Annotated in this window: 17 protein-coding genes; 7 read left to right on the top strand and 10 right to left on the bottom strand. The window is 69.3% G+C overall.

Features of this window, described 5'->3' with window-relative positions; genetic code table 11:
* The first annotated feature begins 25 nt into the window (after positions 1-25).
* The gene (locus WAF18_RS11395; protein WP_337245196.1) at positions 26-928 is read left to right on the top strand and encodes a LysR family transcriptional regulator; all 903 of its coding nucleotides are present in this window, start codon (positions 26-28) and stop codon (positions 926-928) included.
* Between the two features lie 15 nt (positions 929-943).
* On the opposite strand, the gene WAF18_RS11390 is transcribed toward WAF18_RS11395, so the two are convergent.
* From WAF18_RS11390 to WAF18_RS11375, 4 genes are all read right to left on the bottom strand, one after another.
* Positions 944-1861 (bottom strand): alpha/beta fold hydrolase, encoded by a 918-nt coding sequence (locus tag WAF18_RS11390; protein ID WP_337245195.1) that lies wholly within the window; start codon positions 1859-1861, stop codon positions 944-946.
* Positions 1858-3255 (bottom strand): serine hydrolase domain-containing protein, encoded by a 1398-nt coding sequence (locus WAF18_RS11385; protein ID WP_337245194.1) that lies wholly within the window; start codon positions 3253-3255, stop codon positions 1858-1860. Before WAF18_RS11385 ends, WAF18_RS11390 begins: the two co-directional genes overlap by 4 nt.
* Positions 3256-3257: 2 nt before the next feature.
* Positions 3258-5480 (bottom strand): TonB-dependent receptor, encoded by a 2223-nt coding sequence (locus WAF18_RS11380; protein ID WP_337245193.1) that lies wholly within the window; start codon positions 5478-5480, stop codon positions 3258-3260.
* A gap of 470 nt (positions 5481-5950) precedes the next feature.
* On the bottom strand, positions 5951-6862 hold the full coding sequence (locus tag WAF18_RS11375) for a LysR family transcriptional regulator (protein WP_337245192.1): 912 nt from the start codon (positions 6860-6862) through the stop codon (positions 5951-5953).
* Positions 6863-7176: 314 nt separating this feature from the next.
* Between WAF18_RS11375 and WAF18_RS11370 the strand changes: the two genes are divergently transcribed.
* From WAF18_RS11370 to WAF18_RS11350, 5 genes are read left to right on the top strand one after another with little or no spacing between them, the layout of a single operon-like run.
* On the top strand, positions 7177-8427 hold the full coding sequence (locus tag WAF18_RS11370; protein ID WP_337245191.1) for a 3-methyl-2-oxobutanoate dehydrogenase (2-methylpropanoyl-transferring) subunit alpha: 1251 nt from the start codon (positions 7177-7179) through the stop codon (positions 8425-8427).
* 1 nt (position 8428) lies between these two features.
* Complete coding sequence (locus WAF18_RS11365; protein WP_337245190.1) at positions 8429-9472, top strand: alpha-ketoacid dehydrogenase subunit beta; 1044 nt, start codon at positions 8429-8431, stop codon at positions 9470-9472.
* Between the two features lie 3 nt (positions 9473-9475).
* Positions 9476-10828, top strand: coding sequence for a dihydrolipoamide acetyltransferase family protein (locus WAF18_RS11360; protein WP_337245189.1), 1353 nt, complete (start codon positions 9476-9478; stop codon positions 10826-10828).
* Between the two features lie 7 nt (positions 10829-10835).
* Positions 10836-12242, top strand: coding sequence for a dihydrolipoyl dehydrogenase (gene lpdA / locus WAF18_RS11355; protein ID WP_337245188.1), 1407 nt, complete (start codon positions 10836-10838; stop codon positions 12240-12242).
* Between the two features lie 8 nt (positions 12243-12250).
* Positions 12251-13348, top strand: coding sequence for a branched-chain amino acid aminotransferase (locus WAF18_RS11350; RefSeq protein WP_337245187.1), 1098 nt, complete (start codon positions 12251-12253; stop codon positions 13346-13348).
* Positions 13349-13530: 182 nt separating this feature from the next.
* Here WAF18_RS11350 and WAF18_RS11345 read toward each other — a convergent pair whose 3' ends face one another.
* From WAF18_RS11345 to WAF18_RS11320, 6 genes are all read right to left on the bottom strand, one after another.
* Positions 13531-15975 carry a M20/M25/M40 family metallo-hydrolase gene (locus WAF18_RS11345; RefSeq protein ID WP_337245186.1) on the bottom strand — a complete coding sequence of 815 codons (2445 nt, stop codon included), beginning with the start codon at positions 15973-15975 and terminating at the stop codon, positions 13531-13533.
* Between the two features lie 238 nt (positions 15976-16213).
* On the bottom strand, positions 16214-17119 hold the full coding sequence (locus tag WAF18_RS11340; RefSeq protein WP_337245185.1) for a hydroxymethylglutaryl-CoA lyase: 906 nt from the start codon (positions 17117-17119) through the stop codon (positions 16214-16216).
* The gene (locus tag WAF18_RS11335) at positions 17119-19158 is read right to left on the bottom strand and encodes an acetyl/propionyl/methylcrotonyl-CoA carboxylase subunit alpha (protein ID WP_337245184.1); all 2040 of its coding nucleotides are present in this window, start codon (positions 19156-19158) and stop codon (positions 17119-17121) included. The genes WAF18_RS11340 and WAF18_RS11335 overlap by 1 nt, the downstream gene beginning before the upstream one ends.
* Positions 19155-19943: an enoyl-CoA hydratase-related protein gene (locus WAF18_RS11330; RefSeq protein WP_337245183.1), complete on the bottom strand. Its 789-nt coding sequence runs from the start codon at positions 19941-19943 to the stop codon at positions 19155-19157. Before WAF18_RS11330 ends, WAF18_RS11335 begins: the two co-directional genes overlap by 4 nt.
* A 22-nt stretch (positions 19944-19965) precedes the next feature.
* Positions 19966-21573: a carboxyl transferase domain-containing protein gene (locus WAF18_RS11325; RefSeq protein ID WP_337245182.1), complete on the bottom strand. Its 1608-nt coding sequence runs from the start codon at positions 21571-21573 to the stop codon at positions 19966-19968.
* Positions 21574-21586: 13 nt separating this feature from the next.
* Positions 21587-22750: an isovaleryl-CoA dehydrogenase gene (locus tag WAF18_RS11320; protein ID WP_337245181.1), complete on the bottom strand. Its 1164-nt coding sequence runs from the start codon at positions 22748-22750 to the stop codon at positions 21587-21589.
* Between the two features lie 130 nt (positions 22751-22880).
* On the opposite strand from WAF18_RS11320, the gene WAF18_RS11315 reads away from it, so the two are divergent.
* Positions 22881-23516, top strand: coding sequence for a TetR/AcrR family transcriptional regulator (locus WAF18_RS11315; RefSeq protein ID WP_337245180.1), 636 nt, complete (start codon positions 22881-22883; stop codon positions 23514-23516).
* The last annotated feature ends 48 nt before the right edge of the window (positions 23517-23564 follow it).

Raw genomic sequence — 23564 nt, 5'->3', positions numbered from 1 at the left:
CCGTCACGCAAGTCCAGACCCGCCCATGCGCTTTCGCCAGATCGAAGTCTTCCATGCGATCTACACCATCGGCTCGATCAGCGGCGCCGCGCGCGCACTGCACGTCTCGCAGCCCGCACTGAGCAAGGTGCTCCAGCACACCGAGCAACGGCTGGGCATCGCGTTGTTCCGACGGGTCCGCGGGCGTCTGGTGCCGACCGACGAAGCGCACGCGCTGGCCATCGAGGCGGCGGAGGTCTTCCGACGCCTGACGTCGCTGCAGAAGGCGGCCGGCAAGCTGCGGTTTTTGACCGACGGCCACATCCGGCTGGCCGTGGTGCCGTCGCTGGGGTTGGCCGTGGCGCCGCTGGCGATCGCACGCTTCCGGATGCAGCATCCCCAGGTCACCTTCGAGGTGCAGACCCTGCACCACGACGATCTGTTCCGTGCGCTCTACGAACGCAGTTGCGACATCGCGATCGGTTACGACGCCCCGCCGCATCCGCGTCTGCAACGGCGGACGCTCGTCGACGGAGAACTGGAGGTGATGTTCCGCGAGCAGGACATGCCCGAGGTCGGCGAACGCGTCGCGCTCCAGGCGCTGCAGGACCGCGACCTGATCGGGATGACGACCGGCGGTCCGCTGGGCGACCTGTTCAACCGCGAGCTGCAGCGGCTGGAGGTGCGTGTGCGCGAGGTCGTCTCCAACCAGACCTTCTACATCGCCGCAGGCCTGACCCGATGCGGGGCGGGCCTGTCGATCGTCGACGAATTCACCGCGCGGGCGATCGGCGGCAACGGCCTCGCCTCGCGGCCGCTCACCCCGGCGCTCGGTTTCAAGGTGCAGTGCATGTTCCTGGAGGATCGCCCGCCCTCGCGTCTGACCGAGGGCTTTCTGGCGCAACTGGTGACCGCACTGGGCGAGCGCGGGGCGCCGGCGATCGGCTGACCGCCTCCGGCGCCGCTACGGCGTCGACTCAGGCGACGCGCGCGGCGGCAGCGCATCGACGAAGCCGCCGACCAGCGACACGAAGCGGTCGGGCGCCTGCGTATGCAGGAAATGCTCGCTGTCCTCGAACGTGATCTGGCGCGCACCGTAGCGTGCCGCCAGACCGCGCTGGCTGTCGAGCCAGACATCGCGGACATCGTCCCCCAGCCGGAGCACGCCGGCCGACAGCACCAGCGCGGGGACGCCGGAGACAGGTGTCAGGCTGCGCACCTGGGCCTCGCTGGCCTGCAGCGCGGCGAATTCGCGCGACTGGATCGGCGCGAGCGTCAGCACCGGGCGAACCCACCAGGGATCGGCACACCGCGCCTCGCCCAGTGTATCCAGGCAGCGCAGCATGAAATCGGAGGCGCGGGCATCGTCGAACACCAGGCCGGCGATCTGATCGGGATAGCGCGCGGCGTAGGCCTCGGCCACCAGCCCACCGAGCGAGTGGCCGACCAGCACGTATGGCGGCGCGACCTGCGTTTCTTCGAGCAGCCCGTGCAGTTCGTCGGCAATCGTCACCACATCGCGCGGTCCCGGCGGCGCGGCATCGCTCTCGCAGTAGCCGGGTCGGTCGTAGGTGAAGACGCGGCCATGCCGCAGCAGGCCTTCGAGCACGGGCGCCCATGTGCTCTGGCCGCTGCCCAGCCCCGTGATCATGACCAGCGTCGGACGTTGGTCATCAGGATCGCCGCTGATGGACCAGCGCATGCGCACCCCGTCGACATCGGCATCGCGCAATGTCGCCGCAAACGGCACCGCAGCGCTGCAGCTGCCTTTGCGGATCAGCAGGTGCAAGGTCAGCACCGCGCCCACCAGCAGCAAGGCAACGACCGCCAGCACGATGCGCAGCCAACGCCTGCGACGCCTGGGCTGTACGAGGTCGGTCATTCGGCCACCCGCAGCAGCCGGACGACTTCGTCGCCCATCGACACCCGCAGTGCGGCACCCTCGGGCTGGAAGCGCAGCCGGATCGACCGGACCGGATCCTCGGCCACGTAGCCGCCGGCATCATCGGGCCGGAACACCTGCGGTTCGCCGGCTGCCGGCGTCAGCGGCGAGAAGACCGTTGCGTGCAGGCGGTCGTCCGCCTCGATCGCGTCGATCCGGTAGCGCAGCGACAGCGCCGCATTCGCGTAGTCGCCGACACGGGCGGCCGCCTGCGCGGTTGACGACCAGAGCGTGTCCCCCTCGAGCATGGCCGCGACTGTATCGGCAAGCGGAACCGGGTCGCGGTCGCCGCGGTTGCACAACACCGCGACCGCGAGCCCACGATCGGGCAGGCGCAGGTACTGCAGGCGGAAAGCCTCGGCGCCGCCGGCGTGCTGGATGACGCGCTGGCCCAGGCGCTGCCCGATGCGCAGGCCCCCGGCATAGCCCAGGCCGTCGGGCGCACCGGACAGGCCACCGTCGGACAACCGCGCGGGCGTCCACATCAGCGCACGCACCGGTGCAGTCCAGACCCGGTGACCGACCTCGATGTCGTGCTCGTACCGCGCAAGATCCTCGACGCTGAGCATCACCCCGCCCGATCCGGAGACCAGCGGATACGTGTCGCGCACCTCGAAGCCGTCGCCGACCGGGACATAGCCGTGCGCAACGTTCGCGCCCGTCGGCCGTGCACCGTCCAGAACGAAGGCGTCGCGCATGCCCAGCGGTTCGAACACGTGGGTGCGGACACGCTCGGCGAACGGCGTACCGGTGACCCGCTCGACGAGCACGGCGAGCAGCCGATAGCCGCTGTTGGAGTAGGCGTAGCGGCTTCCCGGCACGAACGCAGTCTGCGGCTGCGCGGTGATCAGCGCCATGATCTGGCGCGCATCGAGCGTGCTCCAGTCCGACGCACCCGACAGCGCAGCGAGCATCAGCCAGTCCGGCACGCCGGCGGTATGGTGCAGCAGCATCCGTGGGGTCACGGTGTGGGCATACGCCGGCAACTCGGGCAGGTAGCGCCGCACGTCGGCGTCGAGATCGATCGTGCCCTCGACCGCGAGTTGCGCGACCACCAGCGCGGTGAACTGCTTGGACACCGACGCTGCGTAGAACACCGTGCGGGCGTCGATCGGACGCTCGCGCTCAAGGTCGGCCAGGCCTGCCGAGACCGACAGGACCGGCGCGCCACCGCGGAATGCCGCGACCGCACAGCCGGGTGCAGCCGCGTGCGCAGGGTCGGCCACCAGCGCACGCACCGCATCGGAATCGACCGCCTGCACCTGCGTCGCGACCAGCAGTCCACCCGCCAGCAACGCCCTCGCCCATCCTCTTCTTGCCCGTCCGCGTGCCATGGTCAGAACCTGTAATCGAACGAGACGCCGACTGTACGCGGTTGCAGCATCACGCCGTTCCAGCGCGTCAGACGCGCCGATCCGAACAGGGTCCGACTGGCCGAGGTGAAGGTGTCTTCGTTGGTGACGTTGTTGACGAAGAAGCGGAACGAGGCATCGGTGCTGCCCAGCTCGGCGCTGAGGTCGAGCAGGCTGTAGCTCGACAGCTCGATCGATTGCGACGCCGCGACCGACAGCGGGCGGCTGCCGTAGTAGCGCAAGGCGCCGGCCAGGCTCCAGGCCCACTCGCCGCGCGTGGGGAACTGGTAATGCGCCTGCACGCTGCCGCTCCACTCCGGGACCTGCGGCAGCGGCGTGCCCGCCGGTGCCTGCCCCGGAATCGAACCGGTCAGTTCGGCATCGGTATAGGTCAGCGCGCCGCTCAGGCGCAGGCCGTCCGTCGCGGCGACCGAACCGCTGAGTTCGACACCCTGGCTGCGTGCGGTGCCGCCGTTGAGGCCATAGGAAATGCCGCTCGGCGTTACCAGGTTGAGACGGATGTCCTCCCAGTCGATGCGGAACACAGCGGCTTCAACCAGCGCACGCCGGTCCCACAGATGGCGCTTGATCCCCAGTTCATAGTTGACCAGCGTGTCGGCGCCGACCTGGCGCGGCACGTTGGGTGCGTTGGCGATCAGCGGATTGGGACTGCCGGCGCGATAGCCGCTGGCTGCCCGCAGATACGCCATGCTGTCCTGCCCGAAGAACAGGCGCGGACTGACGCTCCAGGTGGTCACGCTTTCCGACGAGGTGCCGGTATAGGCCTGTCCACCGCCCAGCAGGCCGCCCAGGTTCTGGTCGAACACCTGATCGTTCTGCGCGTGGCGCAGGCCCAGGGCCAGGTCGAAGCGATCGCTGAACTTCCAGGTCGTATTGCCGAACAGCGCCTTCTCGCGATAGGTGGTCAGCACGTCGGCCGTGAACAGCGAGGCCACCGGCGTCATGCCCGCGCTCATGATGTCGCCAAACTCGATGTAGTCGGCATCCTCGTCGGTGTAGAACGCGCCGATCTGCCACGCCAGCCTGCCGGTGTTCTTGGAGGTCAGGCGGACTTCCTGAGTGAACTTGCGCAGGCCGATCCTGGTGTCGAGCGCGGCATAGGCCATCGGTCCACGGCCGGGCGTGCCACCGAGCAGCGGCACGTACTCGGCCGACAGGTCCTGCACGCGCCAGGTGTCCGAGTCGAGCCAACTGCTCGATGCACTGAAATCGGCCCAGCCCAGATCCCAGTCGATGGTCAACCCGTAGACGTCGGCCTCGATGGTGCTCGGCTGCGCCAGCAGATAATCGCTGGCATAGCCCGGCAGCGAGCGCTCGAGCGTCACCGGATCGAGCGAGACCACGCCGAGATTGTCGGCGCGGTTCTGCTGGGTGATCGCGCTGAGCACCACTTCGAGCGTATCGGTCGGCTGCCACAGCAGCGACAGACGTCCCGCCTTCTGGCGCACATCATTGGTGTCGCGGCGCTGGAGCACGGTGTTGTCGATCCAGCCCGGCGTCGCCTGCTCGGCGTAGCTGGCACGCATCGCCAGCGTGCCTTCGGCCAGTGGCGCATTGATCGACGCGCGTCCGGCGTAGCCCACGTGGCCGCCATCGTCGATGACGCTGACCGTGCCACCGGCCCGCCCTTCGAAGTAGTCCAGTTCGGGGCGACGGGTGACATATTTGACCAGGCCGCCCAGCGCACTGGCGCCATACAGCGTGCCCTGCGGGCCCCGCAGCACTTCGACATGCTGCAGATCGTAGGGCAGCAGATCGAACATCCCAGACGTGCCGCCGGACAGCGACCCGTTGGGGGTCAGCGGGATGTCGTCGACGTAGATCGCGGTCGAGGCCGTGTTGCCCATCGGCACGATGCCGCGCAGCGACACCTGCGTACGCCCGGGCCAGCCCAGGTTATTGACCTGCAGGCCGGGGATCACGCCGGCCAGGTTGTTGACGTTGTTGATCTGCAGGCGGTCGAGGGCTTCCTCGCCCAGCACGCTGATCGACATCGGGATTTCAGTGGGCGACTCCACGCGCTTTTGCGCGGTGACCTGCACGACCTCGAGCGTCTGCGTGCTGCGGGCGACGGACGCGGGTTCGGGCGCGTCCTGCGCGATGGACAGGACCGGCGCGCCAGCGGCGAACAGGCCGACGCTACAGGCCAGCGACAACAGGGAGGGACGGACGACGCGATTGCGCATGGTGTTCGGTCTCGGCAAGTGGGGGGTGACCCCTGAAAGGACGGACAGAACCCGGCTCTGGGGGGAGGGGCGCAGGCCGGCACAGACGATGGCGGATTCCCTCCCGCGGCTGCCGGTCTCATGGCGGAAGACGTGCTCTGATCGCGAACCGGAGAGGCCTGATCGGAGAAGCCGCCATGAAATTCTCGACTAGGAACTTAACCGGGCGACGTGTGCCCGCTCCATTGCGAATGCTTGGGTCATGCATAACCCGTCGCTATGGTCGGATCGGCGTGGCGTCGCGGCAGCGGGGCCGATTGCCCCCACCCAACCCTCCCCCGCGCGCGGGGGAGGGCTCTGATGCAGGCGCTAGGCCGGATCGCCGCCCACGACCCTCCCCGCGTTGTGTGGGAGGGCGAACGTGGCCCGATGCCATGCGGTGCGTTTCTAAGCCCTCCCCCGCCCGCGGGGGAGGGTTGGGTGGGGGCAGCTCAGCCGCCGCAGGCGAAGACCAGGAACTGGTGCAGTGCGAGTGCCGGTGCCGATAACGGATCGTCGGGGCGCCAGACCAGGCCCACTTCCATCGGCGGCACGGCCACCTCGAGCGTGCGGACGTCGATGCGGCGGCCGTCCAGTGACCAGGGCCGGTAGACCATGTCCGACAGGATGCTGACGCCGAACCCGTAGGCAACCAGGCCGCGCAAGGCTTCGAGCGACGAGGTGCGGAACGCGACGTTCGGCACATGGCCCACCGAGCGCCAGTAACGCATCGACGAGGCCTCGCCCTCGTCCACCTTCAACATGATGTAGGGATACGGCGCCACGTCGGCCGGCCCGATCGTCGGCAGTTGCGCCAACGGATGCGATTCGGCCAGCCACAACTGGCGGCGCGAGCGGATCAGGGGCTGTCGCCTGAGCAGATGCGGCGCCACCATGTTGGAGATGATGCAAAGCCCCAGGTCGAGGTCGCCGTCGCCGACGCCGCGCTCGATCTCGGCCCGGTCCATGTCGATCAGGTCGATCTCCACCAGCGGATAGGAGCGCTTGAACCGTGCCAGCAGACTGGGCAGGAAGTAGCCCAGCACCGTATAGGACGCGCCGACCCGCACGGTGCCGGCCAGTGTGTTGGCCAGCAGCGTCGGCTCGCTGAGCGCATCCTGCAGCGTGTCCAGCACGTGACGCACGTGCTGGTGGAATCGATGGCCTTCGGCAGTCAACGCGACGCCGTGTGGCATCCGGTCGAACAGCCGCAGCCCCAGCATCGTCTCGAGCTGCGCGACCGCGGTGGTGATCACCGACTGCGAGACATGCAGCTTGCGCGCGGCCTGGGAGAACTGGCCCAGCTCGGCGGCTTCGGCGAAATAGCGCAGCTGCCGCAACGACAGGTTGGCGGGAATCTGCATTGAAGCCTCCGAAGGCAGTGCGGTATCGGATTGGACGATACCTCATAAAGAATTAAACAAATTTACGATAGCCGAGCGGCACCGTAGACTTCACGCCTGGCGGAATGCGGCATGCCGCGCCCGCCTGAGTGCCGCGGGCCGAGCCCGCCCCGACCGGGAGAAGCGTTTCTTGCCCTGTGCCCTGTCCCGGCACGCGCTCCGCGCGTGCCCCCTCGCGTCGATCGCCCGTCCGGGCATCGGCCGCGCCCTCGCCGACGCCCCCCGCCGCCGGCACGCCCGTCCTTCCATGTCCCATGTCCAGCGAGGCTCCTGACATGTCCACGTCCCAGACCCCGGCCACGCCCGCTCCATTGCGGTTGCACGTGCCCGAACCCAGTGCCCGCCCGGGCCAGGCCACCGATTTCTCCTATCTGCAGCTCAGCCCGGCAGGCGCGGTCGACAAACCCGCGCTCGACGTGACCGCTGGCCAGACCGCACCGCTGACCACGCAGCTGGTCCGCGTGCTCGACGACAACGGCGACGCGGTCGGCTCGTGGGCGGCCGACATCGACGACGCCGTGCTGCTGCGCGCGATGCACGCGATGCTCAAGACCCGCGCGTTCGATGCGCGCATGCTCATCGCCCAGCGCCAGAAGAAGACCTCGTTCTACATCCAGTGCCTGGGCGAGGAAGCCATCGCGGTCGGCCAGACGCTGGCGCTGCGCGACGGCGACATGCAGTTCCCGACCTACCGCCAGCAGGGCATCCTGATCACCAAGGAAGTCTCGCTGGTCGAGATGATGTGCCAGGTCCTGTCGAACGCCGCCGACCCGCTGAAGGGCCGCCAGCTGCCGATCATGTACTCGTACAAGGACGCGGGCTTTTTCTCGATCTCCGGCAACCTGACCACGCAGTACATCCAGGCCGTGGGTTGGGCGATGGCGTCGGCGATCAAGGGCGACACCAAGATCGCGACCGCCTGGGTCGGCGACGGCGCGACCGCCGAGGGCGATTTCCACGCCGCACTGGTGTTCGCCCACGTCTACCGCGCGCCGGTGATCCTCAACGTCGTCAACAACCAGTGGGCGATCTCGACATTCCAGGCGATCGCGGGCGGTGAGAACACCACCTTCGCCGCGCGCGGCGCCGCCTACGGCATTCCGTCGCTGCGCGTGGACGGCAACGACCTGCTGGCCGTCTACGCCGCCTCGCGCTGGGCCGCCGAGCGCGCGCGCAGCAACCTGGGCTCGACGCTGATCGAATGGGTCACCTATCGCGCCGGCCCGCATTCGACCTCCGACGATCCGTCCAAGTACCGCCCCGCCGACGACGCCCAGCACTTCCCGCTCGGCGATCCGATCGAGCGCCTGAAGCGGCATCTGATCAAGCGCGGGCTGTGGAGCGAGGAACAGCACGAACAGGTGCGCAGCGAACTCGATGCCGAGATCTCGCGCGCACTCAAGGAGGCCGAGTCCCACGGGTTGCTCGGCAGCGACAACCGTCCCGGCGCGGCCGACATGTTCAACGACGTCTACAAGGACATGCCCGACCACCTTCGCCGCCAGCGCCAGCAGTTGGGAGTGTGAGATGAGCGAAACCGAACTCCAGAGCACCGGCAGCGCGCCGATGACGATGATCCAGGCGCTGCGTTCGGCGATGGACGTCATGCTCGAGCGCGACGACAACGTGGTGATCTTCGGCGAGGACGTCGGCTACTTCGGCGGCGTGTTCCGCTGCACCGACGGCCTGCAGGCCAAGTACGGCAAGCAGCGCGTGTTCGACGCGCCGATCTCCGAAAGCGGCATCGCCGGGGCGGCGATCGGCATGGCGGCCTACGGCCTGCGCCCGGTCGCCGAGATCCAGTTCGCCGACTACATCTATCCGGCCTACGATCAGATCGTCTCCGAAGCCGCGCGCCTGCGCTATCGCTCCAACGGCATGTTCACCTCGCCGCTGGTGTTTCGCACGCCCTGCGGTGGCGGCATCTACGGCGGCCAGACCCACAGCCAGAGCCCGGAGGCGATCTTCGCCCACGTCGCCGGCCTGCGCACGGTGATGCCGTCCAACCCCTATGACGCCAAGGGCCTGTTGATCGCCTCGATCGAGAACGACGATCCGGTGATCTTCCTCGAGCCCAAGCGCCTGTACAACGGCCCGTTCGACGGTCATCACGACCGACCGGTCGTCGCCTGGTCCAAGCATGCCGACAACCTGGTGCCGGAGGGCTACTACTCGGTGCCGCTGGACAAGGCCGCCATCGTGCGCGAAGGCCAGGCCGTCACCATCCTGACGTACGGCACCACGGTGTGGGTGGCGCAGGCCGCGGCCGAGGATGCCGGCATCGATGCCGAGGTCATCGACCTGCGCAGCCTGTGGCCGCTGGATCTCGAGGCGATCGTCGCCTCGGTCAAGAAGACCGGTCGCTGCATCGTGCTGCACGAAGCGACCCGCACCTGCGGCTTTGGCGCCGAGCTCGTCGCCCTGGTGCAGGAGCACTGCTTCTACCACCTGCAGGCGCCGGTGGAGCGCGTGACCGGTTGGGACACCCCCTACCCGCACGCGCAGGAATGGGACTACTTCCCGGGCCCGGCCCGGGTCATCGACGCGATGCATCGCGTGCTGGAGGACTGAGCGATGGGACACCACGTCATCAAGATGCCGGACATCGGCGAGGGCATCGCCGAAGTCGAGCTGATCGCCTGGAAGGTCGAGGTCGGCGGTACCGTCGCCGAGGACGAAGTCGTGGCCGAGGTCATGACCGACAAGGCGATGGTCGAGATCCCCTCGCCCGTCGCCGGCACCGTGGTCTCGCTGGGCGGCCAGCCCGGCGAGATGATGGCCGTCGGCAGCGAACTGATCCGACTCGAAGTCGAAGGCGCCGGCAATGTGAAGGCCGGCGCGGCGGCGCCCGAGGCACCAGCCGCCAAGCCTGCCGAATCGAAGGTCGACACGCCGAAGGCCGAGACGCGAAAGGACGAGGCCGCCAAGCCCGCGCCGGCTGCCGAACCCAAGCCCGCGGCGCCTGCGAAGCCGGCCGCGCCGGCACCGGTCGCCAAGTCCGAAACGCGCGGCGCGGTGACCAACGGCGTGCTCGCCGCCGGCGAACAGCCGCTGGCCTCGCCGGCCGTGCGCCGCCGCGCCTGGGACCTGGGCATCGAGCTGCGCTATGTGCCGGCCACCGGCCCGGGCGGCCGCATCCTGCAGGCCGATCTCGACGCCTATGCCGCGGCCGGCGGCAAGGCCCAGCCGGTCGGTGGCGCGGCCTCGGGTGGCGGCTATGCGCGCCGCACCGGCGAGCAGCAGATCCCGATCATGGGCCTGCGCCGCAAGATCGCGCAGAAGATGCAGCAGTCGTGGTCGACCATTCCGCATATCACCTATGTGGAAGAGATCGACGTCACCGAGGTCGAGGCCTTGCGCGCCCAGCTCAACGCGCGTTGGGGCAAGGAACGCGGCAAGCTGACCCTGCTGCCGCTGCTGGCGCGTGCGGTGATCCTGGCCGCACGCGACTACCCGCAGATGAATGCCCGCTTCGACGACGAAGCCAACATCGTCACCCGCTATGAAGGCGTGCAGTTGGGCATCGCGACGCAGAGCGCGGTGGGCCTGTCGGTGCCGGTGGTCGCGCATGCCGAATCGCTGGACCTGTGGCAGACCGCCGGCGAGATCGCGCGTCTGGCCACGGCCGTGCGCGAAGGCAAGGCCACCCGCGAGGAACTGTCGGGCTCGACCATCACCATCAGCAGCCTCGGCCCGGTGGGCGGCGTGGTCTCCACGCCGATCATCAACCACCCGGAGGTGGCGATCGTCGGCGTCAACCGCATCATCGAACGGCCGATGTTCCAGAACGGCCAGGTGGTCGCGCGCAAGCTGATGAACCTGTCCTCGTCGTTCGACCATCGCATCGTCGACGGCATGGACGCGGCCGAGTTCGTGCAGGCGATCCGGCGTCGCCTGGAAACCCCCGCCCTGCTGTTCGTGGAGTGAGTGTCTGATGTCGAAGACCATTGAAACCCAGCTGCTGGTCATCGGTGGCGGCCCCGGCGGCTACGTCGCCGGCATCCGCGCCGGCCAGCTCGGCGTCAAGACCGTCGTCGTCGAAGGCGTGAACCCGGGCGGCACCTGCCTCAACATCGGCTGCATCCCGTCCAAGGCGCTGATCCATGCTGCCGAGGAATTCGCCAAGGTTGCCGCGTTCGCCGCCGGCACCTCGCCGCTCGGCATCACGGTGCAGGCGCCGACGATCGACCTGGCCAAGACCGTCGAATGGAAGGCCGGCATCGTCAAGAAGCTCACCGGCGGTGTCGGCGCGCTGCTGAAGAAGAACGGCGCGCAGCTCATCAAGGGCTGGGCGACGATCGTCGACGGCAAGACCGTCGATGTCGCCGGCGCCGCAGAGGACGGCGGCAATCTGCGCATCAAGTGCGAGCACCTGCTGCTGGCGACCGGCTCGGTGCCGGTGGAACTGCCGTTCCTGCCGTTCGGCGGCAAGGTGATCTCCTCGACCGAAGCGCTGTCGCCGACCGCACTGCCCAAGCACCTGATCGTCGTCGGCGGCGGCTACATCGGCCTGGAGCTGGGCACGGTCTACCGCAAGCTCGGCTGCGAAGTCACCGTGGTCGAGGCGCAGGACCGCATCCTGCCCGCCTACGACAATGAACTGACCAAGCCGGTCGCCACCCACCTGCAGAAGTCCGGCGTCCAGGTGCTGACCGGCCACAGCGTGCTGGGCCTGTCGGACGACGGCGCGCTGCGCGTGCGCGACCCGGACGGCACCGAGCGCACGCTCGACGGCGATCAGATCCTGGTCGCGGTCGGCCGGCGTCCGAAGACCGACGGCTTCAACCTCGAATCACTGGGCCTCGACCTCGCCGGCAAGGCCATCAAGATCGACGACCAGTGCCGCACCTCGATGCGCCAGGTCTGGGCGATCGGCGATGTCGCCGGCGAGCCCATGCTCGCGCACCGCGCGATGGCCCAGGGCGAACTGGTGGCCGAGATCGTCAGCGGCAAGAAGCGCCGGTTCGTGCCGGCCGCGATTCCGGCCGTGTGCTTCACCGATCCGGAGGTCGTCGTCGTCGGCCTGTCGCCGGACGAGGCCAAGGCCCAGGGCATCAACGCCAAGACCGCGCTGTTTCCGTTTGCGGCCAACGGCCGGGCGATGTCGCTCGAATCCACCGACGGCTTCGTGCGCGTGGTCGCGCGCGCCGACGATCACCGCATCGTCGGCTGGCAGGCCGTCGGCGTGCAGGTCTCGGAACTGTCGATCGCGTTCGTGCAGTCCATCGAAATGGGCGCCACGCTCGAGGACATCGCCGGCACCATCCACCCCCACCCGACGCTGGGCGAAGCCGTGCAGGAAGCGGCGCTGCGCGCACTCGGCCACGCCTTGCACATCTGAGTTCGCGCATGACCACCGAGCCGATCCATACCTTCCGCATCGTCCCCTCGCAACAGGCCCGCCAGCAGGCCGACCGCGAAGCGATCCTCGCCGACCCGGGGTTCGGGACCCATTTCACCGACCACATGGTCGCGATCGACTGGACCGTCGAGGACGGCTGGCACGACGCGCATGTGCGGCCCTATGGCCCGCTCACGTTCTCGCCGGCCGCCGCAGTGCTGCACTACGGCCAGGAAATCTTCGAAGGCATGAAAGCGTTCCGTCATGCCGACGGTTCGATCTGGACGTTCCGGCCCGACGCCAACGGCCGCCGCCTGCAGCACTCGGCGCGCCGCATGGCCCTGCCCGAACTGCCGGTGGATCTGTTCGTCGAATCGGTCCGCCAGCTGGTGCGCACCGACCAGGCATGGGTCCCGGGCGGCGGCGAGTCGAGCCTGTACATCCGGCCCTTCATGATCGCCAACGAGGATTTTCTCGGCGTACGCCCTGCCCGTCGCGTGGCCTACTACGTGATCGCCAGCCCCGCCGGCGCCTACTTCAAGGGCGGCATCAAGCCGGTCTCGATCTGGCTGTCGCGCGACTACGCCCGCGCCGGTCGCGGCGGCACCGGCTCGGCCAAGTGCGGCGGCAACTACGCCGCCTCGCTGCTGCCCCAGCGCGAGGCCTACGACAACGGCTGCGCGCAGGTGCTGTTCCTGGATGCGGAGACCAACACCTTCGTCGAGGAACTGGGCGGCATGAACGTGTTCCTGGTCCAGCGCGATGGCAGCGTGGTCACGCCGTCGCTGACCGGCAGCATCCTGGAAGGCATCACCCGCGACAGCGTGATCCAGTTGCTGCGCGACCACGGCCACACCGTGACCGAGCGCCGGGTCGAGATCGCCGAATGGATCGACGGCGTGCGCTCAGGCGAGATTGCCGAAGTATTCGCCTGCGGCACCGCCGCCAGCATCTCCCCGATCGGCGTGCTCAAGGGGCGCGATTTCGAGGTCGGCGACGCCGAGGCCGGTCCGGGCGCGGTCACGACCACGATCCGAAAGGCGCTGCTGGATATCCAGTACGGTCGCGCGGCCGACCGCCACGGCTGGCTGACCCGCCTGGTCTGAGCGCGTGTTGCGGCACAGCGGGCCTGCGCTGCAGGCCCGCTCGTCGCGGCGATCTTTTTCAACGCAAGTAAGGTCGACACGACCCGCCGGCCCCGTGGCCGGCGTTCGCATGCCCGCCCGCTGCCTCGCAGCGGCGGACGGGCAGACGCCACGGACGCCGAGGCGCCCGCGGCCACGATCCCTCAGGGCTCGACGCGCGTCTGTCCGAGCACCCAGGTCATGTCCGAGGTGGACCAGGGCATCACGTCCGGGGCGCGCGGCGGCAGCGGCTCGGCATCCTGCGGCCAGCCGTCGATGCCAGCCGCGGCCTCGACTTCGACCGGCCCTGCACCGCCCGGCCAGCGCAGTTCGATCCCCTGCGCGCCCGGCGCATGCCAGCGCAGCCGCGACCAGGTATCGGGCGTGTCGAGCAACGGTGCCGGCTCGCCCTGCAGGGTCACGCCGGGCACGGCCGCCGCGCTCTTGAGCAGCACGCGCAGGTCGCGGGTCGCAGCCGGCGCCTGCACACGCAGCACCGCTTCGCCAGTCGCCGCATCGCGCGACTGCACGAACCGGATCGGCTCGGCCACCGCGATCGGCGCCGCCGGCGTCGCCCAGACATTGGCCAGATCGACCGCCAGCAACGGACGCGGCGCCGGCGCCTCGCGATCGGCGTGCAGCGCCGCGCGCACCCACGCCGACGACGGCGGCAATGCGCTGACGCGGTGGTACTGGCCCTGCGCCGGATCGGCGACGAACATCACCTGCGACAGCGCCGGGTAGCGGTGCCGATCCAGCCGGGGAAACGCCGTGGCAACCAGCACGCCGCAAGCCAGCAGCACGACGGCGAGCGGCGCGATCACGGGCGCGCGCCTGCCGTGCGCGACCGGCCACCACGGCAGCGCCAGCGCCGCCAGCCAGATCGCCGGAACCGCCAGCACCTCGGGCGTACCGAAGCCCACGGCGTCGAACACCTGCAGTGCCAAGCCAAAGACATGCGCCAGCCCATAGGCCGTCACCAGTCCGGCGACCGCCACGCGCGCCGCCTGCAGCGGTGCGTCGGCCGGCAGGCACCAGGCAATCACGGCCAGGCCCAGCAGCGGCCACAGCAGCAACGGCGCCAGTTCCGGCGCGAGCGCCTGCACCACCGCGCCCAGCAGACCGAAGAACGCCAACGCGCCCAGGCGCACCGCCTCACCGCGGCGCAGGGTGCCGGCCACGGTCCAGGCCAGCCCGGCCACGACGACGCCAAGCACCAATGCGACCGGATCGAAGCCGCCGCGCAGCGACGCGGCCGCGCCCGCGACCAGTGCGAGGAGCGCGAACGTCCGCCGGCCCACGCCGCCGGCGATCAGGCCGCCCACCGCCAGCACGGTGGCGATCGACAACAGCCCCAGGCCCGCGGCCAGGGTCGGAAACACGGCCAATAGATCGCGGTTGAGCAACAGCGAGGCGTCGCCGCCGCCGAGCAGCCGGTACGCCAGCCGCACCGTCAATGCGACCGCCAGCACCGTCAGCGGCGCAAGCGCCAGGCCGCTGACCAGGCCGCGCCAGCCGCCGTCGGCCCAGGCAACGCGGCGCGCGACGGCGACGATCGGCAGCAGTGCCGCCAGCCACAGCAACCAGCCCGACCAGGCCGGCAGCGCGATCATCCAACCCCCCGGTAGATCGCTGTAGACCAGGTCGGCATCGGCGGCCGGCAAGGTCGGCGACATGGCCAGGGTGCGCACCAGCGGCAGCACCTGCGCGCCCATGTGCTGCACGCTGCCCGGGTCGAGATTGTCGACCGTGGAACTCGCGGCGTGGTAGTCGAACAGGCCGCCGAGGATCGCGAAGTTGAGGCCGGGAATGCCCCGCTCGGCCGGCACCGTGAAATCGGTCCCGTTGGGCATGTAGCGATAGACGAAGCCGGTCAGCGAGTTGCCGGCCGGCAGTGGTGCACCGGCCGCGAAGGTGCGGATCAGACCGGCGTTGCCTGGCCCGGTCTCGAACAACAAGGCACGGCCGCGGCTGCCGCGCGCCTCGAGATTGACCACGGTGCCGATCCGCTGCGCCAGCGGGTGTTCGGCGAAGAACGCCCGCGCGCCAAGCAGTCCGGCTTCCTCGGCGTCGGTGAACAGGAACACCACGTCGCGCTGTCGCGCGTCGTGCGCGATCGCGCGCGAGACCTCCAGCATCACCGCCACGCCCAGGCCATCGTCGGCCGCGCCTGGCGAATTGGCGACGCTGTCGTAGTGCGCCATCATCATCACCGCAGGCAGGCTGCGGTCGCGTCCCGGCAGTACGGCGACGACGTTCTCGACATTGCCGCCGCGCAAGTTGCGCAGCCGCGGATTGCGATACTCGGCGAACGCGTGTGTGCGTTGCACCTCGACCTCCAGGCCGGCCTGCGCGAGTTGCGCGACCAACTGGTCGCGGACCCGCGCCGCCGCCGCCGAGCCAGTGGGATGGGGTTCGGCGGCGATCCAACGCAAATCCACCAGCGCACGTGCCGCGGAAAAGTCCGAGACCGGAATGTCGGCCGGCAGTGGCGCCGGCGTCTGCGTCGCGCGCCAGGCTGCAGCGCCGGCCACCGCGATACACAGCAGCAGCAACGGTAGCGACCAGCGGGCGAGGCCCGGCATCGACGCGGGCGCGGGCGCGCTCATGCGTCACGCCCGCATGGCGCGAGCGGCTCTCCAGACGGCGCGGGCGCCGACATGCGGCAGACAGCGATCACAGGCATGAAGACGCTCCTGGCGGACAAGGCCTGCAGGATTGCAAGCCATTCTCCGATATGTCAAATGATTTTCCGATCAGGCAATCGGGCGTTGCCGTTCGATGGAGCACGCCGCGACGAAGGTGCTGCCCATTGGGGCATCACCGGTCTCGATGCGCGCGGCTCGCTCAGTCGGCGGCGCGATTGGCCAATGCCACTGTCGCGAGCTTGCTCGCCGGCCGCCGTCCCAAGGCCTCGCCGATCCACAGTGCAGTCCGGGTCACCGCGTCGAGATCGACGCCGGTCTCCAGCCCCAGCCCCTCGAGCATGTACAGCAGGTCCTCGGTCGCCAGGTTGCCGCTGGCGCCCTTCGCATACGGGCAACCGCCCAGGCCGCCAACTGCACTGTCGACCACGCGCACGCCGGCCTCAAGGCAGGCATGGACGTTGGCCAGCGCCTGTCCGTAGGTGTCGTGGAAATGCACTGCCAACTGCGCCATCGGCACGACTTGCGCGCAGGCCAGCAGCATCTCGCGGGCCTTGGCCGGCGTGCCGACCCCAATGGTGTCGCCGAGCGAGATTTCATCGCAGCCCATCGCGTGCAGGGCAGCGGCCACACGCACCACGTCGCGCACCGGCACCGCCCCCTGGTAGGGACAGCCGAGTACCGTCGACACGTAGCCGCGCACCGAGACCCCAGCCGCACGTGCCTGTTCGACCACGGGCTTGAGGCGCGCCAGCGAGCCGTCGACATCGATGTTGGTGTTCTTGAGATTGAACGCGTCGGATGCTGCGGTGAACACCGCGATATGGCGCTCGCCCATCGCCATCGCGCGCGCCAGTCCCTTGTCGTTGGGCACCAGCACCGGATAGGCGACGCCTTCGCGCCGGCTGATCCCGGCCAGCACCTCCTCGGCGTCGGCCAACTGCGGCACCCACTTCGGGCTGACGAAGCTGGTGGCCTCGACGACCGGGAAGCCACACACCGACAACCGATCGATCAGCGCGATCTTGGTCGCCGTCGGCACCATTGCCTTCTCGTTCTGCAGCCCGTCGCGCGGGCCCACCTCGACGACACGGACCACATCGCGCATTAGGGCTTCTCTTCGTCAGCGGTCACGAAATCGACCAGCACCGCGCCATCGGCGACCAGATCGCCCGGCTTGGCCAGGAACGCCTCGACCACGCCGTCGTGCGGTGCCTGCAGCGTGTGCTCCATCTTCATGGCTTCCATCACCAGCAGCGGCGTGCCCTTGGCGACCGGCGTCCCGATGGGCGCCAGCAGTTCGACGATGCGCCCGGGCATCGGCGCGACCACAGCGCCGGCGTGCGCTTCGGCGCCGGCGTGGCGATGCAGCGGATCGACGTGCTCGAACACGAACCGGTCGGTGCCGCGGTACAGCACGACCTGCGCACCGACCACGTGCACGTCCACGCTACTGCGCACGCCGTCGAGCGAGACCGTCAGTGTCGGCGCCGTCCAGTCGACGCTCGCCGCCTGCGACGAGGCCCCGTCGAAACCGATCTCGACCTGGTTGCCCTGCGGCTGTAGCGCGAGCCGACGGGTCTCGCCGCTTGCCGACAATTCGATCCATTGCGGCGCAGACGCGCCGAGCCGCCAGCCATCCTGCGCCCAGGGTGAGTCATCCACACCTGCCGATGCGGCGCGGCGCTGCGCCCAGACGCCGAGGGCAGCGAGCATCCATGCCGCATCGTCGGCCTCGGACAATGGCGCCAGCAGGTGGTCGATCTCGCGCGCGACCAGCCCGGTTTCCAGACGCGCCGCGGAGAAATCCGCTTGCCGCGCCAACCGCCCGAGAAACACCGCATTGGTGGTCACGCCGACGACGCGTACCGCGTCGATCGCCTGGCGCAGGCGCTGCAGCGCTCGCGGCCGATCCTCGTCCCAGACGATCAGCTTGGCGATCATCGGGTCATACCATGGACTGATCGCGTCGCCCTGCTCCACCCCGGTGTCGATGCGCACGTGGGCGCTGGCCGCCGGGAACTGCATGACCTGCAAGGTCCCGGTCGAGGGCAGGAAGCCCTTCAGCGCGTCCTCGGCGTAAAGCCGTGCCTCGATCGCATGGCCGCTATGCCGGATCTGGTCCTGGCGCAGCGGCAGCGGCTGACCGGCCGCCACGCGCAACTGCCATTCGACCAGATCGATGCCGGTGACCAGCTCGGTGACCGGGTGCTCGACCTGCAGACGGGTGTTCATTTCCATGAAATGGAACTCGCCCGTGCCGTCGCCCGAGCCGCGGCTCTCGCCGACGATGAACTCGATCGTGCCGGCGCCGACGTAGTCGACCGCACGCGCGGCGGCGATCGCGGCCTGCGCCATCGCCTCGCGCTGCGCCTCGCCCAGCGCCGGTGCGGGCGCTTCTTCCAGCACCTTCTGGTGCCGGCGCTGCACCGAGCAGTCGCGCTCGAACAGATGCACGACGTTGCCGTGGCGATCGCCGAACACCTGGATCTCCACGTGCCGCGGCCGCACTATGTAGCGCTCGATCAGCACGCGCGCATCGCCGAACGCACTCTCGGCCTCGCGCTGGCACGACTGCAACGCCGCGGCGAAGTCCTCGGGTTTTTCCACCAGGCGCATGCCCTTGCCGCCACCGCCAGCGCTGGCCTTGATCAGCACCGGGTAACCGATGCCGTCGGCCTGCCGCTGCAGCAACGCCGGGTCTTGATCCGCGCCGTGATACCCGGGCGTCACGGGCACGCCGGCCGCCTGCATCAGCGCCTTGGCCTCACGCTTGTCGCCCATCGCCTGGATCGAGGCCGGGCTGGGGCCGATGAACACCACGCCGGCATCGGCGCAGGCCTGGGCGAACGCGGCGTTCTCGGACAGGAAGCCGTAGCCGGGATGGATCGCCTGGGCGCCGGTGCGGCGCGCGGCGTCCAATAAGCGGTCGCTGCGCAGGTAGCTCTCGCGCGCGGCGGCCGGCCCGATGTGCACCGCCTCGTCGGCCATTCGCACATGACGCGCAGTGCGGTCGGCATCGGAGTACACCGCGACGGTGCGGATGCCCAGGCGGCGACAGGTGGCGATGATCCGGCAGGCGATCTCGCCGCGGTTGGCGATCAGCACCTTGTCGAACAGCGCGGCTTGGGAAGTTCCAGTGCTCATCGAGCGTCCTTTGCGCGGCGCGCGGACAGGAAGGCATCCAGACGGGTACGCGCTTCGTCAGTGGCGCGGATATCGGCGATGCGCATCGCGGTGTCGGCGATGAGCGCATCGCCGATCGTCTGGCCATCGAGGTCGCGGATCAGCCGCTTGGATTCGGCCTGCGCCTTCGGGCCGCCCTGGGCCAGCGCCTGCACCAGCGTGTCGACGGCCGCGTCGAGCGCGTCGTCGGCGACGACGTCGTGCACCAGCCCGATGTCGCGGGCCTTGGCCGGCTGGATCAGTTCGGCGGTCAGGAAGTAGCGCGCCGCCTGCCGCGGGCCGATCGCGCGCAGCACGTACGGCCCGATCGTGGCCGGGATCAAGCCGAACTTGACCTCAGAGGTTGCGAACACGGCCTTGTCGCTGGCGATCGCGATATCGCAGGCGGCGACCAGGCCCAGCCCGCCGCCGATCGCCGCGCCGTGCACCCGGGCGATGGTCGGCTTGGGCAGTTCGGCCAGGCGTCGCAGCATGCGCGCCAGCGCCTCGGCCTCGTCGCGGTTACGCGCAACGTCGTAGTCGGCGGCGCGGCGCATCCAGTCGAGATCGGCGCCTGCGGAAAAACTGCGGCCGCGGCCGGCCAGCACGACGACGCGCACGTCGTCGTCGGCCCCCAGCGTTTGCAGGCCACGATCGATCGCGTCGATCAGGTGCTCGTCGAAGGCGTTGTGACGCTCGGGACGATCCATCCACAGGGTCGCCACGGCGCCCTGATGCACGATCGCGATGTTCGGTGTGTCGGTCATTGCGTGTCCTCGTCGCGCCCGGTCACATCCGGAAGATGCCGAACGTGGTGGCTTCGTTCGGCGCGTTCATGGCCGCCGACAGCGCCAGCGCCAACGCGCGGCGGGTCTTGGCCGGATCGATGATGCCGTCGTCCCACAGCCGGGCGCTGGCGTAGTACGGATGGCCCTGCTGCTCGAACTGCGCGCGGATCGGCGCCTTGAACGCCTCTTCGTCCTCGGCCGACCAACTGGCCCCCTTGGCCTCGATGCCATCGCGACGCACGGTCGCCAGCACGCCTGCGGCCTGTTCGCCGCCCATCACGCCGATCCGCGCATTGGGCCACATCCACAGAAAACGCGGCGAGTAAGCACGCCCGCTCATGCCGTAGTTGCCGGCACCGAAGCTGCCGCCGATCACCACGGTGAACTTGGGCACCTTTGCGCACGCGACCGCGGTCACCAGCTTGGCGCCGTCGCGCGCGATGCCGCCGTTCTCATACTTCTTGCCGACCATGAAGCCGGTGATGTTCTGCAAAAACAGCAGCGGGATGCCGCGCTTGGCGCACAGCTCGACGAAGTGCGCGCCCTTGAGCGCGCTCTCGGAGAACAGAATGCCGTTATTGGCGACAATGCCGATCGGATACCCATGCAGGTGCGCAAACCCGGTCACCAGCGTGGTGCCGTAGCGCGCCTTGAACTCGTCGAAGCGCGAGCCGTCGACCAGCCGCGCGATCACCTCGCGCACATCGTAGGGCTTGCGGGTGTCGGCCGGGATGACGCCGTAGAGCTCCTCGGCCGGATACAGCGGGTCCTCCGGCGGCTGCATCCGCAGTTCGCCCTGCTTGTGCCAGTTGAGCGAGGCGACGATGTCGCGCACGCGCGCCAGCGCATCGAGGTCGTCTTCGGCGAAATGGTCGGCCACGCCGGACACGCGCGTGTGCACGTCGGCACCGCCCAGCGACTCGGCGTCCACTTCCTCGCCGGTCGCCGCCTTCACCAGCGGCGGGCCGCCGAGGAAGATCGTCCCCTGCTCCTTGACGATCACCGTCTCGTCGCTCATTGCCGGCACATACGCACCGCCGGCAGTGCACGACCCCATGACGCAGGCGATCTGCGGGATACCCTCGGCCGAAAGATTGGCCTGGTTGTAGAAGATCCGGCCGAAGTGGTCACGGTCGGGGAAGACCTCGTCCTGCATCGGCAGGAACGCGCCGCCCGAATCGACCAGATAGATGCACGGCAGGCGGTTCTGCTGCGCGATCTCCTGCGCGCGCAGGTGCTTCTTCACCGTGATCGGGTAATAGGTGCCGCCCTTCACCGTCGCGTCGTTGGCGACGATCATGCATTCCACGCCGCTGACCAGGCCGATCCCGGCCACGACGCCGGCACAGGGCACGTCGTCGCCGTACATGCCCAGCGCCGCCAGCGGCGCGACTTCCAGGAATGCGGCGCCCGGATCGATCAGCGCATCGATGCGCTCGCGCACCAGCAGCTTGCCGCGCTTGCGGTGCTTCTCGCGTGCGGCCTCGCTGCCGCCCTGGGCGATGCGCGCCTGGGTCGCGCGCAGATCGTCGAGCGCCGCCTGCATCGCGGCCGCATTGGTCTGGAAACTCTCGCCGGCGGGATCGATCCGGCTCTGCAGGACAGCCATCGACGCGCTCCTCTCAACAGGTCTGGCGGAACAGTTCGCGGCCGATCAGCATGCGCCGGATCTCCGAGGTGCCGGCGCCGATCTCGTAGAGCTTGGCGTCGCGCCACAGCCGGCCGACCGGGTACTCGTTGATGTAGCCATTGCCGCCCAGCACCTGGATCGCCTGACCGGCGAGCCAGGTCGCCTTCTCGGCCGCGTACAGGATCACGCCCGCCGCGTCCTGACGGGTGATGCGCCCGGCGTCGGCCGCCTTGGCCACCGCATAGACGTAGGCGCGGCAGGCATTGAAGGCCACGTACATGTCGGCGATCTTGCCCTGCATCAGCTGGAAGTTGCCGATCGGCTCGCCGAACTGGTGGCGCTCGTGCACATACGGCAGCACGACGTCGAGGCCGGCCGCCATCAGCCCGAGCGGGCCGCCCGACAGCACCAGGCGCTCGTAATCCAGGCCCGACATCAGCACCTTGGCGCCGCCGCCAACCTCGCCGAGCACGTTCTCCACCGGCACCTCGCAGTCCTCGAACACCAGCTCGCAGGTGTCGGAGGCGCGCATGCCGAGCTTGTCGAGCTTCTGCGCGGTCGAAAACCCCTTGAAGCCCTTCTCGACGATGAAGGCGGTGATGCCCTTGGGACCGGCCTCCGGGTCGGTCTTGGCGTAGACCACCAGCACATCGGCAGTGGGGCCGTTGGTGATCCACATCTTGTTGCCGTTGAGTACGTAGCGGTCGCCGCGCAGCTCGGCGCGCAGCTTCATCGCGACCACGTCCGAACCCGCGCCCGGCTCGCTCATCGCCAGCGCGCCGACATGCTCGCCGCTGCACAGCTTCGGCAGGTATTGGTGCTTCTGCGCCTCGCTGGCGTTCTTGCGCAGCTGGTTGAGGCACAGGTTGGAGTGCGCACCGTAGGACAGGCCGATGCCGCCCGAGGCCCGCGAGATTTCCTCCATCGCGACCACATGGGCGAGATACCCCAGGCCGGTGCCGCCGTAGGCCTCCTCGACGGTGATGCCCAGCAGCCCCTGCGCACCAAGCTTGCGCCAAAGCGCATGGGGAAACTGATTGGTCTCGTCGGCGTGCGCGGCGAGCGGCGCGATCTCCTGCGCGGCGAAGTCCTGGACGGACTCGCGGATCATCTCGATCTCTTCGCCGAGTTGGAAATCGATGGACGGAATACGCATGCTGGACTCCAAGGTTCCCCGGGGCGTGGACCGTGCGGCAAGGCGCCGCAGGTCGGGTTCGGACGCACAGCCTAGCGGGTTCCGGAGAAGAATTGAACTAAGATTCACAAATTGAACCGAGGATCACAATTTGAGCTACCGGCGCTCCGACCTGATGGAAGAACGGATGGCCCGCAACCGCGAGCGGATCGTCCAGGCTGCGCGCACCCTGGTGTCGGTCGGCGGCTTCCGCGAGGCGCAGATGGCGGCCGTCGCGGCCGAGGCCGGGGTGTCGACCGGGCTGATCTACCGCTACTTCCCGTCGAAGGCTGAGCTGTTCGTCGAAGTGCTGACCGCCGCGATCGATGCCGAGATCGTGATCCTGCGCGCGGCCGCCGACGCCCACACCGATGCCCGTGACCAGTTGGGCGCCGCAATCGAGGCCTTCGTGCGCCGCGCCCTCGCCGGCCCGGCCCTGGCTTATGCCTTCATCGCCGAGCCGGTCGATCCGGAAGTCGACGCCGAGCGTATCCGCGGCCGCCGGCGCTTCGGCGACGTGTTCCGCGACATCCTGCGCACTGGCATCGAGCGCCGCGAGTTCCCGACGCAGGACGCCGACGTCACCGCGGCCTGCATCGTCGGCGCATTCACCGAGGCGCTGGTCGGGCCGGTCGCGCCGATCCTGCGCGAGAAGACCGCGGGCCCGTCGCAACTGGTCGCCTCGATCCGCCAGGTGTGCCTGCGCGCGGCCGGCGTCTCGGACCCGCCCCCGTCCCCTCGTGCCTGAGCGCAGGAAGGGAGGCGCACGCCGAATCGCGCGATCGCGCTATGCGCT

The organism is Luteimonas sp. gir (genome assembly GCF_037198055.1).
GTDB classification, from domain to species: domain Bacteria; phylum Pseudomonadota; class Gammaproteobacteria; order Xanthomonadales; family Xanthomonadaceae; genus Luteimonas; species Luteimonas citri_A.
Note: the sequence above shows the minus strand (reverse complement) of the source record. Positions and strands in the feature narration are given on the sequence as shown.